The sequence below is a fragment of the Curtobacterium sp. PsM8 genome, assembly GCF_030433875.1.
Taxonomy (GTDB): domain Bacteria; phylum Actinomycetota; class Actinomycetes; order Actinomycetales; family Microbacteriaceae; genus Curtobacterium.
Genome location: NZ_JARUXD010000077.1, coordinates 1 through 14,596, shown reverse-complemented (window position 1 = coordinate 14,596; position 14,596 = coordinate 1). Strand labels below are relative to the sequence as shown.

At 72.1% G+C, this 14,596-nt stretch carries 15 protein-coding genes; 5 read left to right on the top strand and 10 right to left on the bottom strand.

Going from position 1 to position 14,596, the window contains the following annotated elements; translation table 11 throughout:
* Positions 1-174: 174 nt before the first annotated feature.
* From rdgB to murI, 3 genes are all read right to left on the bottom strand, one after another.
* Positions 175-786, bottom strand: a complete 612-nt coding sequence (rdgB, locus tag QCD68_RS14825) for an RdgB/HAM1 family non-canonical purine NTP pyrophosphatase (RefSeq protein WP_290158329.1) — start codon at positions 784-786, stop codon at positions 175-177.
* Positions 783-1,529, bottom strand: a complete 747-nt coding sequence (gene rph, locus QCD68_RS14820) for a ribonuclease PH (protein WP_111076265.1) — start codon at positions 1,527-1,529, stop codon at positions 783-785. Before rph ends, rdgB begins: the two co-directional genes overlap by 4 nt.
* Before the next feature lie 101 nt (positions 1,530-1,630).
* Positions 1,631-2,494, bottom strand: coding sequence for a glutamate racemase (gene murI / locus QCD68_RS14815; RefSeq protein ID WP_301223567.1), 864 nt, complete (start codon positions 2,492-2,494; stop codon positions 1,631-1,633).
* A 139-nt stretch (positions 2,495-2,633) separates the two neighbouring features.
* Here murI and QCD68_RS14810 point away from each other — a divergent pair, with 139 nt between their 5' ends.
* Complete coding sequence (locus QCD68_RS14810; protein WP_221849989.1) at positions 2,634-3,920, top strand: nicotinate phosphoribosyltransferase; 1,287 nt, start codon at positions 2,634-2,636, stop codon at positions 3,918-3,920.
* A 16-nt stretch (positions 3,921-3,936) separates the two neighbouring features.
* On the opposite strand, the gene QCD68_RS14805 is transcribed toward QCD68_RS14810, so the two are convergent.
* The 3 genes from QCD68_RS14805 to QCD68_RS14795 form a co-directional block, all read right to left on the bottom strand.
* Positions 3,937-4,200, bottom strand: a complete 264-nt coding sequence (locus QCD68_RS14805; RefSeq protein ID WP_110823714.1) for a DUF3039 domain-containing protein — start codon at positions 4,198-4,200, stop codon at positions 3,937-3,939.
* 73 nt (positions 4,201-4,273) lie between these two features.
* A complete protein-coding gene (locus QCD68_RS14800; RefSeq protein ID WP_301223566.1) occupies positions 4,274-5,845 on the bottom strand; it encodes an ABC transporter permease in 1,572 nt (523 codons plus the stop codon).
* On the bottom strand, positions 5,821-7,047 hold the full coding sequence (locus tag QCD68_RS14795) for an ABC transporter ATP-binding protein (protein ID WP_301223565.1): 1,227 nt from the start codon (positions 7,045-7,047) through the stop codon (positions 5,821-5,823). Before QCD68_RS14795 ends, QCD68_RS14800 begins: the two co-directional genes overlap by 25 nt.
* Positions 7,048-7,401: 354 nt before the next feature.
* Here QCD68_RS14795 and QCD68_RS14790 point away from each other — a divergent pair, with 354 nt between their 5' ends.
* The 4 genes from QCD68_RS14790 to QCD68_RS14775 all read left to right on the top strand — a co-directional run bounded on the left by QCD68_RS14790 (position 7,402) and on the right by QCD68_RS14775 (position 10,224).
* Positions 7,402-8,097: an NTP transferase domain-containing protein gene (locus QCD68_RS14790; RefSeq protein WP_111076269.1), complete on the top strand. Its 696-nt coding sequence runs from the start codon at positions 7,402-7,404 to the stop codon at positions 8,095-8,097.
* 76 nt (positions 8,098-8,173) lie between these two features.
* On the top strand, positions 8,174-9,043 hold the full coding sequence (locus QCD68_RS14785) for an ABC transporter permease (RefSeq protein ID WP_301223564.1): 870 nt from the start codon (positions 8,174-8,176) through the stop codon (positions 9,041-9,043).
* The gene (locus QCD68_RS14780; RefSeq protein WP_301223563.1) at positions 9,043-9,813 is read left to right on the top strand and encodes an ABC transporter ATP-binding protein; all 771 of its coding nucleotides are present in this window, start codon (positions 9,043-9,045) and stop codon (positions 9,811-9,813) included. Before QCD68_RS14785 ends, QCD68_RS14780 begins: the two co-directional genes overlap by 1 nt.
* Before the next feature lie 108 nt (positions 9,814-9,921).
* Complete coding sequence (locus QCD68_RS14775; protein ID WP_111075636.1) at positions 9,922-10,224, top strand: hypothetical protein; 303 nt, start codon at positions 9,922-9,924, stop codon at positions 10,222-10,224.
* Between the two features lie 20 nt (positions 10,225-10,244).
* Here the strand turns inward: QCD68_RS14775 and QCD68_RS14770 are convergent, their stop codons facing one another.
* From QCD68_RS14770 to QCD68_RS14755, 4 genes are all read right to left on the bottom strand, one after another.
* A complete protein-coding gene (locus tag QCD68_RS14770) occupies positions 10,245-11,477 on the bottom strand; it encodes a CDP-glycerol glycerophosphotransferase family protein (RefSeq protein ID WP_301223562.1) in 1,233 nt (410 codons plus the stop codon).
* 95 nt (positions 11,478-11,572) lie between these two features.
* Positions 11,573-12,481, bottom strand: coding sequence for a glycosyltransferase family 2 protein (locus tag QCD68_RS14765; RefSeq protein ID WP_301223561.1), 909 nt, complete (start codon positions 12,479-12,481; stop codon positions 11,573-11,575).
* Positions 12,478-13,326, bottom strand: coding sequence for a CDP-alcohol phosphatidyltransferase family protein (locus tag QCD68_RS14760; RefSeq protein ID WP_301223560.1), 849 nt, complete (start codon positions 13,324-13,326; stop codon positions 12,478-12,480). The genes QCD68_RS14765 and QCD68_RS14760 overlap by 4 nt, the downstream gene beginning before the upstream one ends.
* Positions 13,327-13,331: 5 nt before the next feature.
* On the bottom strand, positions 13,332-14,375 hold the full coding sequence (locus tag QCD68_RS14755; RefSeq protein ID WP_111075639.1) for a glycosyltransferase family 2 protein: 1,044 nt from the start codon (positions 14,373-14,375) through the stop codon (positions 13,332-13,334).
* Between the last annotated feature and the right edge of the window lie 221 nt (positions 14,376-14,596).

Here is a 14,596-nt window from a genome sequence, read left to right as displayed (position 1 = left end):
TACACGCCCCCCACCGACACATCCCCATCTACCTGTTCGCCGGCCGCGACTGATGTTAAAACCAGACAGACCCACGGCATGCCGTGGTTCGAGCCGGTTCCTGTTGTGCGACGCCGATCGGCACCGCGGCCGGCCCGCAGCGCGGGAGGGCGGCCGCGCCGCCGCGCGCTGGCCTCAGGCCTGCGGCGCCTCGCCCGCGAACCACTCGCGGACGATCGGCGCGATGCCCCGGAACGCCTTCGACCGGTGGCTCAGCGCGTTCTTCTCCGCGCGGGTCAGCTGCGCCGCCGAGCGGTCGGCGTCGTCCGGCTGGAACACCGGGTCGTAGCCGTGCCCGCCGTCCCCGATCGGCTCGGTCCGGACCTCGCCGTTCCAGACCGCCTCGAACACGTGCTCGACCCCGGAGGGCGTGACGAACGCGGCCGCGCAGACGAACGCCGCGGTCCGCTCGACGACACCGTCCAGGTTCTGCAGCAGCAGCGCGATGTTGTCCGCGTCCACCCGGGTGCCGGCGTACCGGGCCGAGTGGATGCCGGGTGCCCCGTCGAGGGCGTCGACCGCGATCCCGGAGTCGTCCGCCAGGGCCGGCAGCCCCGTGTGGGCGACCGCGGCCCGCGCCTTGATGAGCGCGTTCGCGGCGTAGGTGTCGCCGTCCTCGACCGGCTCGGGCCCGTCGTAGGCCACGAGCTCGACCCCACCCAGGGCGTCACCGAGGATGTCGCGCAGCTCGACGACCTTGCCCTGGTTGTGCGTCGCCAGGACGACCGTGCGGGCGGTGTCGGTCATGCGAGTCCCAGCGCCGAGCGCTGCACGGCCGCGAGCGAGGCGTTGCCGGCCAGCCCGAGGTCGAGCAGGGCGTCCAGCTCGTCGCGGTCGAACGGTGCGTGCTCCGCCGTGCCTTGGACCTCGATGAACTTGCCGGACCCGGTGGTGACGATGTTCATGTCGGTGTCGGCGCGGCTGTCCTCCTCGTAGGCCAGGTCGAGCATCGGCACGCCGCCGACGATCCCGACCGAGATCGCCTGCACGCTGTCGGTGAGCGGTGTCGCCTTCTTGCCGATGAACCCGCGCTCGCGGCCCCACTCGATCGCGTCGGCCATCGCCACGTAGGCGCCGGTGATCGAGGCGGTGCGAGTGCCGCCGTCGGCCTGCAGCACGTCGCAGTCGAGCACGAGGGTGTTCTCGCCCAGGCCCTTCATGTCGACGACGGCGCGCAGCGACCGCCCGATCAGTCGGGAGATCTCGTGCGTGCGCCCGCCGACCTTGCCCTTGATCGACTCGCGCTGCATCCGCTCGTTGGTGGACCGCGGCAGCATCGAGTACTCGGCGGTGACCCAGCCGGTCCCCTTGCCGGCCATCCAGCGCGGGACGCCGTTGGTGAACGAGGCGGTGCAGAGCACCTTCGTGTTGCCGAACGAGATGAGCGCGCTGCCCTCGGCCTGGGTGCTCCAGCCGCGTTCGATGGTGACGGGTCGGTGGTCGGTGGTGGTCCGGCCGTCGATGCGGACGGTGCCGTCGGTGGCGTTCATGGGTTCCTCTCGGTCCGGCCTGGAGGCACGGTGCGGGTGGTCGGGGCAGGTCAGGTCGTGCGGCGGGTCAGGTCGTGCGGCTGGTCAGGTCGTGCGGCTGGTCAGGTCGTGCTGCTGGTCACCGACACGTCGCGCCCACGAGGCAGCGTGATGGAGCCGGTCTCGAGGTGCCCGACGGAGGCGACCTCGGGCCCGAGGAACCGGCGGGCGAGGCGGACGAAGCCGGCCTCGTCGGCGCCGGTGGCCTCGAACGCGTAGCTCGGCGGTTCGGTGCCGGTGCGCTCGAGGCCGTGTTCGACGAGCCGGCGGTAGACGTCGTTCGCGGTCTCCTCGGCGCTCGACACCAGCGTGACGTCGGGCCCCATCACGTACTGGATCGCGGCGGACATCAGCGGGTAGTGCGTGCACCCGAGGACGAGGGTGTCGACGCCGGCGTCCCGCACCGGTGCGAGGTACCCGGCGGCGACCTCGCGCAGCTGGGCGGACGAGGTGTCACCGGCCTCGACGAACTCGACGAAGCGGGGGCACGCGGCGGTGGTCAGGGTGACGTCGGCCGCGACGGCGAAGGCGTCCTCGTACGCGCGGCTCGCGATGGTGCCGATCGTGCCGATGACCCCGATCCGGCCGGTGCGGGTCTGCTTGACGGCGGCGCGGGCAGCGGGCTGGATGACCTCGACGACGGGGATGCCGTACGCCTGCTCGTAGCGTTCCCGGGCGTCGCGGAGGACGGCCGAGCTCGCGGTGTTGCAGGCGATCACGAGGGCCTTGACGCCCTGGTCGACCAGGTCGTCCATGACCTCGAGCGCGTACCGCCGGACGTCGGCGATCGGCTTCGGTCCGTACGGCGAGTGGCGGGTGTCCCCGACGTAGCGGATGCTCTCGCGCGGCAGCTGGTCGATGATCGCGCGGGCCACCGTGAGCCCGCCGACGCCGCTGTCGAAGACTCCGATCGGTGCATCCGTCACGGTGACCAGCGTACCGACGCGCGCCGCCCGCGGGACGTGGCGGGGCCTCCCGTCCACAGATCGCCCCGGCACCGCCGTTGTCCACCGTTCCGGGACACGATCCGGTCCGGTGCGGCCGGTCCTGGTTAGGGTCGGAGACGTGACCACCGCACTCCTGACCGACCAGTACGAACTCACCATGGTCGACGCCGCGCTGAAGGACGGCACCGCCGACCGCCGCTGCGTCTTCGAGGTGTTCGCCCGCCGACTGCCCGACGGGCGCCGCTACGGCGTCGCGGCGGGCCTCGGACGCTTCCTCACGCAGCTGACCGAGTTCCGGTTCGGGGACGCGGAGATCGGCTTCCTGCGCGACCGGCGCGTCATCGACGAGGGCACGGCGCGCTGGCTGGCGGACTACCGGTTCACCGGGGACGTCCGCGCCTACCGCGAAGGCGAGGTGTTCTTCCCGAACTCCCCCGTGCTGCAGATCGAGGGCACCTTCGCCGAGGCCGTGATGCTCGAGACCCTGGCGCTCAGCGTGTTCAACGCCGACTCGGCGATCGCCTCCGCCGCGGCACGCATGGTGTCCGCGGCCGACCGTCGTCCGCTCGCCGAGATGGGGTCCCGCCGCACCGGTGAGTGGAACGCCGTCGCCGCCGCCCGGGCCGCGTACATCGCGGGCTTCGGTGCCACGAGCAACCTCGAGGCGGGCCGCACCTGGGGCATCCCGACGATGGGCACCGCGGCGCACGCCTTCACGCTGCTGCACGACTCGGAGGAAGCCGCGTTCCGGTCCCAGCTCGACGCCCTCGGCAGCGGCACCACCCTGCTCGTGGACACGTACGACATCGAGGCCGCAGTCGAGACGGCCGTCCGCCTGACCGAGGGGAAGCTCGGCGCGGTGCGGATCGACAGCGGCGACCTGCCCTCCGTCGTGGCGTCGGTCCGTGCCCAGCTCGACCGGCTCGGCGCGACGGCGACGAAGATCACCGTGACGAACGACCTCGACGAGTACACGATCGCCGCTCTCCGTGCCGCCCCGGTGGACTCCTACGGCGTCGGCACCTCGGTCGTGTCCGGCTCGGGCCACCCCGCCGCCGGAATGGTCTTCAAGCTCGTCGCGCACCACTCCCCCGCGGGCGAGTGGGTGCCGGTGGCGAAGAAGTCCGCCGAGAAGGCCTCCGTCGGCGGTCGGAAGGAAGCGGGTCGGCGCCTCCGGAACGGCATCGCCACCGCCGAGGTCGTGCTGACCTCGGGTTCGGTCGGCCCGGACGAGCGGGACCTGCTCGTGCCGGTGGTCACGCACGGGGAGGTCGATCCGGCGTTCCTCGGTCCCGCCGGTGTCGAAGCCGCCCGGGCGCACCACAAGCGGGCCAAGGCGGAGCTGCCGGCGGACGCCGAGCGCATCGGCCGCGGCGACCCGGCCATCCCGACGCTGCTCGTGTGAGCAGCGTCGGCGGGGGTCACTCGGACTTCATCTTCTCGTAGATGGCCTTGCAGTCCGGGCAGACCGGGAACTTCTCGGGGTCGCGCCCGGGGATCCACTTCTTGCCGCAGAGCGCCTTGACGGCCTTGCCGGTCAGGGCGGACTCGAGGATCTTGTCCTTCTTGACGTAGTGCGAGAAGCGCTCGTGGTCGCCGGGCTCGATCGCCTCCTCTTCCAGGAGCTTCTCGAGTTCGCGGTCCATCACGTCGAGGCCGCCACCGCCGGGTTCCGTCGTGCTCATGTCACCAGGGTACGTCGTCAGGACCCGGTCCGTCGGCGGATCGGTCACGCTGTGGGCGCACGCGGCCCGGGCGTCAGTTCCGCTGTGCGGCGGCCAGGAGGTCCGGCCCACGTCGGTCGAACACCGCACCGCCGACGGCCACACCGATCACCAGGACCACGACGCCGAAACCGATCCCGACGCCGAGGACGAGCGCCGTCGACGGGTGCTCCACCCCGATGAGCGCGCGCACCGCGAACCACCCGGCGGGCACCATGCAGAGCACCGTCCCGACGACCATCAGGGTCTGTGCGAACGTCGCCGTCGCGCCCGCGGCCTGCGGTTGGTGGAACGGGTGGTCGCCCGGTCGGACGGTCGGGTACGGCAGGGCGACCGAGACGATGCTCGACAGGCCGAGCCCGCCGAGCAGACCGCTGGCGGAGACCGCGACGAGCAGCGGGAACGCCTCCATGTCGCCGTACAGCGCGGCCGACACGGCGGCTCCGGCGACGAACAGCGGGACGCCGACGACGATGAGCGGCACCAGGCGACCGAGTCGGTCGGTCCAGCCCGGAGCACCCGAGGCGACGTGCAGCCAGACGGCCGTGTTGTCGTACGAGACGTCGTTGTGCGGCAGGAACCCGGCGATCAGGGCCATCAGCGGCAGCGGCACCAGGGCCGTCCACGCCCACGGCACCCCGGCGATGCCGAGCGGCAGCACCACGAGCGGCACGAACACCAGGATCAGGTACGAGCTACGGTACCGGGGGTCGCGGGTCCAGTAGGTCAGCGCCCGGGCCGCGACGGCACCGAACGGGGTCGCGCCGAGCCGGTCGAACCAGCCGAGCGTGCGGTTCCGGTGCACGCGCTCCGGGCGCGGCACGGCGACGAGCACCCGACCGACCAGTGCCCACCAGGCGAGACCGAGCAGGCCGACGACGACGAGCGCCACGAGCAGCCGGGCGACGGCCGTGCCGACGTGACCGGCCGCGGCGTCCGCGGGCACCGCCCACGCGGCACCCCAGGGTGTCCAGCCGGCGACGTCGGTGAGCCGCTGGAGCCCAGGTGCGGCGAGGTCGAGCCAGTCGGGTCGGAGCAGGAGCGCGACGGACGGCACCACCAGCGCGATGCCGACCAGGACCACCGGCCAGGTGGCCTCTCGGGGTCGGTGCCCCGCGAACGCCAGCGCTCCGAGCGTGCTGCCGACCCGGATGAGCAGGGCGGCGGTGGCGAGCACCAGCACCGCGGCGACGACGGCCATCAGGGCCGGACCGGCACCGCGGCTCCAGGTGACGACCTGCGCGACGGCGAGCAGGGCGACCGCGACGACCGGGATGCCGAGCAGGCCGGCGAGGCCGAGGCCGACCGCCAGGTCACGCTGCCCGATGCCGAACGCGGTGAAGCGCCGGGGGTCGAGCTGGTCGGCGACACCGAGGGCGAACGGGATCAGTGTGCAGCCGAGGGCCACCGCCGTGCCGACCAGGACCACGACGCTGCGGGCCACGAGGGGGTCGGCGGTCCGGAGCCCGCCGAGGACGGAGGCTGCCCAGAGGACGGCGACCAGGGCGACGAGGCTGCCGAGGACCACGGCGACCGAGCGGCGCGCACCACCACGGACCTCGCCCGCGAGCAGGTCGGCCCTCAGCCGGAAAAGCTGTGCAACCATTCCATGCTCTCTGCGACGGGGCGTCCGCCGGCGAGTTCGACGAACTTGTCCTCGAGGGAGCGACGGCCGCGGACCTGCGCCATGGTGCCGGCGGCCAGGACCTTGCCGCCGACGATGATCGCCACCGAGTCGCACGTGCGCTGGACGAGCTCCATCGAGTGGCTGGAGAGCACGACGGTGCCGCCACCCGCGGTGTAGCGCCGCAGGATGTCGGTGATGGTCGTCGCGCTGACCGGGTCGACGGACTCGAACGGTTCATCGAGCACGAGCACGCGCGGCGAGTGGATGAGGGTGGCGGCCAGGGCGATCTTCTTAGCCATGCCCATCGAGTAGTCGGCGACCGGACGTCCGAGCGCGTCGCCGAGGCCTAACGCCTCGGCCAGGTCAGCGCTGCGGCTCCGGGCGGTCTTGCCGTCCAGGCCGCGGAGCGTGGCCGAGTAGAAGAGCATCTGCGCGCCGGTCAACCGGTCGAACAGACGGAGCCGGTCCGGCAGCACCCCCATCGCCCGCTTCGCGGCGGTCGGGTCGGCCCAGACGTCGTGGTCGAGCACGGTGACGGTGCCGGCGTCCGGACGCAGGAGGCCAGTGAGGACCGAGAGCGTCGTCGTCTTGCCGGCGCCGTTCGGCCCGACGACGCCGAAGATCGAGCCCTTCCGGATCTCCAGGTCGACGTCGTCCACCGCCAGGGTCTGGCCGTACCGCTTGACCAGGCCGTCGGCACGGAGCACGACGGGCTGCTGCGGCACGTTGGGGCGACCGGTGGGCCGCTTCGTCGTGGACGGGGCCGGCGTGCCGGAGCCGCTCCGGGCCTCCTGGCCGTCCGCGTCGTCGCGGCCGTCACCCGGACGCGACGCCGCGCCCTGCGGCCGGGTCGCCCGCCCGGAACGCTTGTCCCGCTTCTTCCCCGTGCGTGGGGGCTTGACCGTCCCGGCCTGCGTGGCTCCGGCCTGCGTCGCTGCGGTCACCTGCGTCGGTGACCCGGCTGGCCGGGCGTCCACCCCTGCCTCGGTCTCCGACCCGGTCCTGTCGTCCGTCATGTCGTCACCCGCGGGCGCGCCGTACGCACCCGTGTCCCCCGTGTCGTCGTGGTCGTCGTCGCCCGTCCCCTGGGCGACGGTCGTGCCGTCGTCGTCCGCGTCGACGGTCCACGCTGCGTCCGACGTGCTGTAGACGTCGTCGTTTCCCGTTGTTCCTGCCGACACGAGGCCAACCGTACCAACGGTTCCGACCGCTCGCTGAGCCGTGTCGGACCGGGTCACGAATTGAACACGATGCCGTCCGACCCGTACCCCGACACCGCCTGGTTCCGTATCATTCACCGGGACACGACGGAGTGTTCACCACTCGGAAACCTGCCCGCAGCGCTCCCGGAGCGGTTGCTGACCGGGGCGTTCGTCGCTCCGGATCACGCGACTCCCGGCCAACTCGAACGCGGTGCGTGCAGTATCCAGGGAGCCGTATCGAAGTGTCCGTCAGGACACGCTCGACGTGTCCTCCAGTGCGGACCTCCACCCTCCCGGGCGGACGGGACGCGGCGGACACCGGAAGGGACCAGCATGACCACGCAGATCGTCATCCTCGCAGCGGGGATGGGCAGCCGCCTCGGGCGCAGCCTGCCGAAGCCGCTCACCGAGCTCAGCGACGGCCGCACCATCATGCAGCAGCAGTTCGACAACATCCGCGCCGCCTTCGGGTCCAGCGCGCGGGTCACGATCGTCGTCGGCTACAAGTCGGAGTACATCGTCGAGGCGTTCCCCGAGGCGAACTTCGTCTACAACGAGTCCTACGACTCCACGAACACCTCGAAGAGCCTGCTCCGTGCGCTCAAGGCGACCGGCAAGAGCGGTGTCCTCTGGATGAACGGCGACGTGGTCTTCGACCCGATGGCCCTCGTCCGCGCCGCCGACATGATCGACGAGGGTCGGTCGTTCGTCAGCGTGAACACCGAGAAGGTCTCCGACGAAGAGGTCAAGTACACCGTCGACGCCGAGGGCTTCATCGCGAAGCTCTCGAAGAAGGTCGTCGGGGGTCTGGGCGAGGCCGTGGGCATCAACCACGTCTCCGCAGCCGACAAGCAGGCGCTGATCCGCCAGCTCGGCCGGGTCGACGACCAGGAGTACTTCGAGGGCGGCATCGAGGCTGCCATCGCCGAGGACGGACTACGCTGGACGCCGATCGACATCTCCGACCTGTACGCGGTCGAGATCGACTTCGCCGAGGACCTGCAGCGCGCGAACGACCTGTTCGCCTGAACGGGTCAGGATCCCCTGATCCGGACCACCGGCCCGGGTGGCCGCCCCTCGGTGCGGTCCCGGCCGGAGGGAACCCATGACTGACGCGCACCCGACCGCGCAGCCTGAGCGCACGCAGCCGACGACCACGCCACCGTCTGCGGCTGCAGGCCTCGCCTCGGCACCGCCGGCAGCCCGTGGCTCCGCGCGACGGTACCGCCAGGCGCTCTGGCTGCTGACGGTCCGCGACCTGCGCGTGCGGTACTCGACCTCGGCACTCGGGTACTTCTGGTCGATCCTCGACCCGCTGGTCATGTCGGCGATCTACTGGTTCGTCTTCACACAGGTCTTCCACCGCGGCAAGGTGGGCGAAGAGCCGTACATCGTCTTCCTGCTGACGGCGCTGCTGCCCTGGATGTGGTTCACCGGCGGTGTCTCGGACTCGACCCGGGCCTTCATCAAGGAAGCCAAGCTGATCCGGTCGACGACGATCCCGCGCAGCATCTGGGTCGCCCGCATCGACGCGTCCAAGGCCATCGAGTTCCTGCTGAGCATCCCGGTGCTCGCGGTGTTCGTCATCGCCACCGGGGCGCACCTGCACTGGCAGGTCGTGCTCTGGCCGCTCGCCATCGTCCTGCAGGCCACGCTCGTCTACGGCCTCGGGCTCATCGTCGCACCGCTCGTGGTGTTCTTCCGCGACCTCGAACGCGCGGTGAAGCTGGTCCTGCGCTTCCTGTTCTACGCATCGCCGATCATCTACGGCACGCAGGCGCTGCCGAAGGCGTTGCACGACATCGCCGCGATCAACCCGCTGAGCGGGATCTTCGGCATCTACCGCTCGGCGTTCTTCCCGAGCCAGCTGGACTGGAAGGAAGTGCTCGCGTCGGTCGTCGTCACGGGCATCGTCCTGGTCGTCGGTGTCGTCGTGTTCCGCCGCAGCGAGCACCGCGTCCTCAAGGAGCTGTGATGGCCTCGACCGCACCCGTGACGACCGCGAGCACCACCGCACCGGTCATCTCCGTGACCGACGCCGGCATCCGGTTCAAGCGGAACCGCCGCGCCAGCCGGAGCTTCAAGGACCTCTTCGGTCGGGGTCAGCGTCGTCGGAAGGCGGACGAGTTCTGGGCACTCCGGAACGTGTCGTTCGACGTCCGTCCGGGCGAGGCGATCGGTGTCGTGGGCCGGAACGGCCAGGGCAAGTCGACGCTGCTCAAGCTCGTCGCCCAGGTGATGCTGCCCGACGAGGGCCGGGTCCACGTGGGCGCCGGCGTCGCTCCCCTGATCGAGATCACCGGTGGCTTCGTCGGCGACCTGACCGTGCGCGACAACGTCTTCCTGACCGCCGGGCTGCACGGCATGTCCCGAGCGGAGATCCGCGCGGCCTTCGACGAGATCATCGCGTTCGCCGAGATCGCGGACTTCGTCGACACCCCGTACAAGCACCTGTCGAGCGGCATGAAGGTCCGGATCGCCTTCGCGGTGATCTCCCGCCTGGACGAGCCGGTGATCCTCGTCGACGAGGTCCTGGCCGTCGGCGACAAGAAGTTCCGTGAGAAGTGCTACAGGCGGATCGACGAGCTGCTGGCGGGTGGTCGGACGCTGTTCTTCGTCTCGCACAGCGACAAGGACCTGCGCCGGTTCTGCGACCGCGGGCTGTACCTCGACGGTGGACGACTGCTGTTCGACGGGCCGATCGACGAGGCCCTGGAGCGGTACAACGCCGACCACGGCGTCTGACGTCCACTCCTCCACAACCGAGCACCCCCGGGCCACGCTCCACAGCCCCGGTCCCCCGACGGCTCCCCGGGGGCCCCGACGTCGGACCCCACCCCTAACGTGCTCCCCATGCGCGACCCCATCACCGCCTACCCGGTACCGTTCACCATCGACCGATCAGCGGCGCCCCGCCGTTACGAGCTGGTCAACACCAGCACCGAGACCCTCGACGGGATCTCCCTCACCCATCTCGGCACGGGCTACTCCCCGCCGCTCGTCGTCCGCCGGCTCGAGCCGGGGCGCGGGCTGTCCCTGGCCGTGTTCGGCGCCGGCGCCGACGAGACCGGCGTCGTCATCGTCCGGTGGCGTCGGCCGGACCGCGGGGAGTTCCTGTGGCGGATGTCGCTGGCCGGCCCCGGGCTCGCCCCTTGACGGGCTGCGCGGACCGACGGTCAGTCGGCCGAGCGTTCGCGGGCGACCTCGTGCCAGCGGGCGACCAACCGGTCGATCGCGTCGTGGAACCGAGCCGTGGCGACACCCGGCGTGGTGTCCCCGAAGTACCGCTGCACCCAGTGCCGCAGTCGGGCCAGTTCGTCGGCGTCCGTCACGGCCCGGTCCACCCGGGCCACGACGTCGCCGGCGTCCGCCGCCCGCAGCCAGTTGGCGTCCCCCAGGTAGCCGCGCTCGTCGACGTCCGCCTCGGGTGACACCGGACGGGTGACGATGAGCGGCTTGCCGACGGCCAGACGGTCGTAGATCATCGCGCTGATGTCGGTGATCGCGACGTCCGCCCCGGCGAGCTGCCAGCCCAGCGTCGGCCCGTCGTCGTACACGTGGTGCGCCGACGGGTCGGCGGCGTTCGCGGCCTCGATCGCGGCGACGATCCGCTGGCGTGCCGCCTTGTAGGCGGGGTCGAGCACCCCGCTGCGGGGGTGTGGCCGGTAGACCAGCCGGTGTCGCGGCGACGCCAGGACCTGCTCGGCGATGGTCGTGCCGTGGCTGGCGATCGACCCGTAGGCGGCCGCGGCACGGTCGCCCTCCCAGGTCGGCGCGTACAGCACGACGGTGCGTCCGTCGGCCGGGTACGGCGGCTCCCCGGCGAAGTGGTCCGCCTGCGGTCGGCCGATCGCGATGGTCCGGCCGTCCAGGTCGTAGTCCCAGAGCGCTTCGGCGAGCCGGTCCCGGGCGGCGTCCCCGGCGATCAGCGCGGTGTCGTAGGCCTTGAACTGGTTCGTCGTCATGTACATCTTGTCGCTCTCGCCGTGGTTGACGAAGACGTGCCACATCCGCCCGTACCGCATCATCTGGAAGTTGCGGGCGTTCTGGTTGACGTACAGCACCACCTTCGGCGCCTGCTCGGTGACGAAGCGCTCGAGGTCGACGACCTGGCGGGCGTAGACGACGGGGACGGGCGACTCGTCCGCCAGCGCCAGCATCGCGCCGGGGCTGCGGGACAGGATCGCCACCCCGCGGTGCTCGGCCAGGGCGGCGAGCGGGGCGTACCACTGGCGGATCTGGTACATGTTCACGGGGCCGTCGGCGAAGTAGACCGCGATCTCGATCGTGCCCGGCGCGGGCGTCGGGACCGACGGCAGTCGGCGGGCCAGCTGCGACCGCGTCTGGCGTGACCGCCACAGCCGGCCGGCGAGCCGGATCGCGGTTCGGGCGTCCTTGACGAGGGCCATGCTGTGCTCCTGGGCAGTGGTTCGGACAGGTCGTGCGGTGCGGACGGGACGTGCGCCGCGGACGGGAGGCGCGCCTCCCGTCCGTCTCGACACTCTCAGACGACGGGTGGGCGGCCCGCCAGTGTCATCCGACCGATCGTGAGCCATCCCATCACGCGGACGGGACCGCAGTCGGTGCGCCACCCCTCGGCGATGCCGCCGAACCAGGTCGCGAGCCGCCGCGGCGACCGCCACCAGCGCAGCACCTGGATCGTGGCCCAGCTGCCGACGTAGAGCGGCCGGAGGACGGCGGGCAGGTTGCGCCGCGCGAGCCACACCCGGTTCCGGGCGTTCAGGCGGACGTACTCGCGGTGGCGTGCCGGGTCGATCGCCGGGTGGTTCGCGACGAGCTCCCCCGCGTACCAGGTCCGACGTCCGGCGTCCCAGACCCGCCAGGCGAGCTCGATGCCCTCGTGGGCGTAGAAGTACTCGGCTCCCCAGCCGCCGACCGCGCGCCAGACGTCCATCGGCAGGACGACGGCGCCCTCCCACACGGAGAACACCGGTGAGCTCTGCTGCGGGTCGCCCTTGCGGATCCGGGGCACCCAGCGGCGGGGGTTGGCCGAACCGGAGGGGTCGACCACCCGGGGCTGCACGAGGCCGAGCGACGGGTCGTGCTCGAACAGGGCGATCGCGTCGCGGAGGAACGTCGGCGACGGCACCGAGGCGTCGTCGTCGAGGAAGAAGACGTAGTCGCCGTCGACCTCGGCGGCGCCGGCGTTCCGGCCGGCGGGGATGCCGAGGTTCTCCGGCAGCGCGAGCGCCCGGACGCCGTCGGGCAGGCCGATCGGCTGCCACCCGTTGCCGACGCAGACCACGTCGAGGTCGACGCCCTGCTGGGCGAGCACGCTCTCGAGGCCACGGCGCAGGTCGTCGGGTCGGGTGCCCTGCGACAGGCTGACGACGGCGACGCGGGGACGCTCCCGGTGCGGGACCGCGCCACGACGGCGTGTGCCGGGCGTCACGCGCGGACCCGCTTCGACGACATGATCGCCAGGAAGTGCCCGACCGTCGCCAGCACGGCGAGCGGCAGGAGTGCCCCGACCAGGACCCGGTCCGCCAGCGGGTGGCCGATGACGAGCGCGAGCAGGGCGACGACGAACGTGATGATCGTCAGTTCGACCGAGTGGTACAGCCGGTGGAAGGGCAGGAAGCGGGCGACGCGTCGGAGCGTCGCGAGCCGCGCACCGGACGGGGCAGTGACCCCGTCGCGCCGGTCGGCGAGCTTCGCCATGCCGCCGTGGGCACGGGCGACGTGCACCATGTCGTTGAGCGCCTTGTTGAGCACGATCACAAGGCCGAGGGCGCAGCCGATCGTCGTCCACATCCAGTCGGCTCCGTGGATCGGCCAGGTCGCCGCCCGGACGCCGAGCGCGATCGGGATGAGTCCCTCGGTCGTGTAGTGCCCGACCTTGTCGAGGAAGATGCCGGCCGGCGAGCGGGTGCCGCGCCACCGGGCGACCTCGCCGTCGGAGCAGTCGACGAGCATCTGCAGCTGCCCGAGCACGAGCGCGAGCAGGGCGCCCCAGATGCCCGGGATCAGGAGGGCGGCCGCGGTGGACCAGCCGACCAGGATCATCAGGCCGGTGACCTGGTTCGCGCTGACCCGGGTGCGCAGCAGCAGCGACGTCAGGTACGGCGAGACGTCGCGCAGGTAGAGCGAGGCCGTCCAGTGCTCGGCGTTGGCGCGCGCTCGGACCTCGTCCGGCTGGGCCACCGCCCGCAGTTCGGCGATCGAGGTCGGTCGGGTGAACCCGCGGCCGTCCCGGGGGTCCGGTCCGCCGCCGTTCCCGAGGTCGTCATCGGCCATGTCGGTCACCGTCCCGTGTGCGTGGTCAGATCGGAGGTCCGTGTCAGGAACCCGATGATGAAGCCGACACCCCAGCCGACGTGGATGCACGGCAGGACGACGAGCAGCCACGCCCGCGTCGCCGGCACCGATCGCCGCGACACCGCGAGGGCACCGACGACGACGAAGAGCAGGTAGACCGCCGGCACCGCGAACCCGGTCATCGCCCACGCGAGCGGCGAACCGAGGACCGCCCCGACGACACCGACGAGTCCGGCGACGAGCCCGAGGGCGACGGCGAGGACCATCAGCGGTGGGACGAAGTAGCGCAGGCCGTTGCCGGCCGGGAACCGGCGTGCCAGCTCACCGCGCCAGAGGCCGGTGGCGACGAACTGCCGGACCAGACGCTTCAGGCTCGGCCGCGGCCGGTAGGTGACGACGAGCTCCGGCGTGAACCAGACCGTGCCGCCCGTGGTGCGGAGGCGTCGGTTGAGCTCCCAGTCCTGGCCGCGCTTGATGCCCTCGTCGAAGAGCCCGACGGCGAACAGGCGCTCGCGTCGGAACACCCCGAGGTACGCGGTCTCGGCCGGGCCCGCCTGCCCACCGACGTGGTGCGGGGTCCCGCCCAGGCCGACGCGGCTGCCGTAGGCCAGGGCCACGGCCTGCTCGAACGGCGTCCGACCCTCGGCGCGCATGATGCCACCGACGTTGTCGGCGCCCGACTCCTGCAGGGTCCGGACGGCGATGCGCGTGTAGTCGGGCGGCAGGACGCTGTGTGCGTCGACACGGACGACGATCGGGTGCTCGGAGGCCCGGATCGCGACGTTGAGACCGGCGGGCGTCGAGCCGACCGGGTTGTCGACCGCACGGATGCGTGGGTCGGCCGCGCTCATCTCGGCGACGAGTTCGTTCGTGCCGTCGATCGACGGGCCGAGGGCCAGGATGACCTCGAACGGCCCGGCGTAGTCCTGCTCGAGCAGACTGCCCACCGCGGCGCGGACCTCGGTCACCTCGTTGAGGACGGGCATGACGTAGGAGACACCTGGCAGGGCCTGTCCGTCGTGCTGCATGTGATCCTCGGGGTCCGGCGGGCACGAGGCGACCCGTGGGGCCGCCCCGCAGAGCGGACCGAGCCTATCAAGCACCCGCGATGGGCACCTGGCCGAGCCCTGGAGCCCATTCCTGGAGCCGGCCCCGGACGGACGGGGGGGGGGGGGCCCCGCGGGGGGGGGGGGGGCGGGGCGGGGGGGGGGGGGGGGGGGGGGGGGGGGGGGGGGGGGGGGGGGGGGGG

Coding starts and splice junctions, on each gene's coding strand:
- rdgB (WP_290158329.1), bottom strand. CDS start 786: ATGACCGACACCGCCCGCACGGTCGTCCTGGCGACGCACAACCAGGGC.
- rph (WP_111076265.1), bottom strand. CDS start 1,529: ATGAACGCCACCGACGGCACCGTCCGCATCGACGGCCGGACCACCACC.
- QCD68_RS14805 (WP_110823714.1), bottom strand. CDS start 4,200: ATGAGCACGACGGAACCCGGCGGTGGCGGCCTCGACGTGATGGACCGC.
- QCD68_RS14800 (WP_301223566.1), bottom strand. CDS start 5,845: ATGGTTGCACAGCTTTTCCGGCTGAGGGCCGACCTGCTCGCGGGCGAG.
- QCD68_RS14790 (WP_111076269.1), top strand. CDS start 7,402: ATGACCACGCAGATCGTCATCCTCGCAGCGGGGATGGGCAGCCGCCTC.
- QCD68_RS14785 (WP_301223564.1), top strand. CDS start 8,174: ATGACTGACGCGCACCCGACCGCGCAGCCTGAGCGCACGCAGCCGACG.
- QCD68_RS14780 (WP_301223563.1), top strand. CDS start 9,043: ATGGCCTCGACCGCACCCGTGACGACCGCGAGCACCACCGCACCGGTC.
- QCD68_RS14775 (WP_111075636.1), top strand. CDS start 9,922: ATGCGCGACCCCATCACCGCCTACCCGGTACCGTTCACCATCGACCGA.
- QCD68_RS14770 (WP_301223562.1), bottom strand. CDS start 11,477: ATGGCCCTCGTCAAGGACGCCCGAACCGCGATCCGGCTCGCCGGCCGG.
- QCD68_RS14760 (WP_301223560.1), bottom strand. CDS start 13,326: ATGGCCGATGACGACCTCGGGAACGGCGGCGGACCGGACCCCCGGGAC.
- QCD68_RS14755 (WP_111075639.1), bottom strand. CDS start 14,375: ATGCAGCACGACGGACAGGCCCTGCCAGGTGTCTCCTACGTCATGCCC.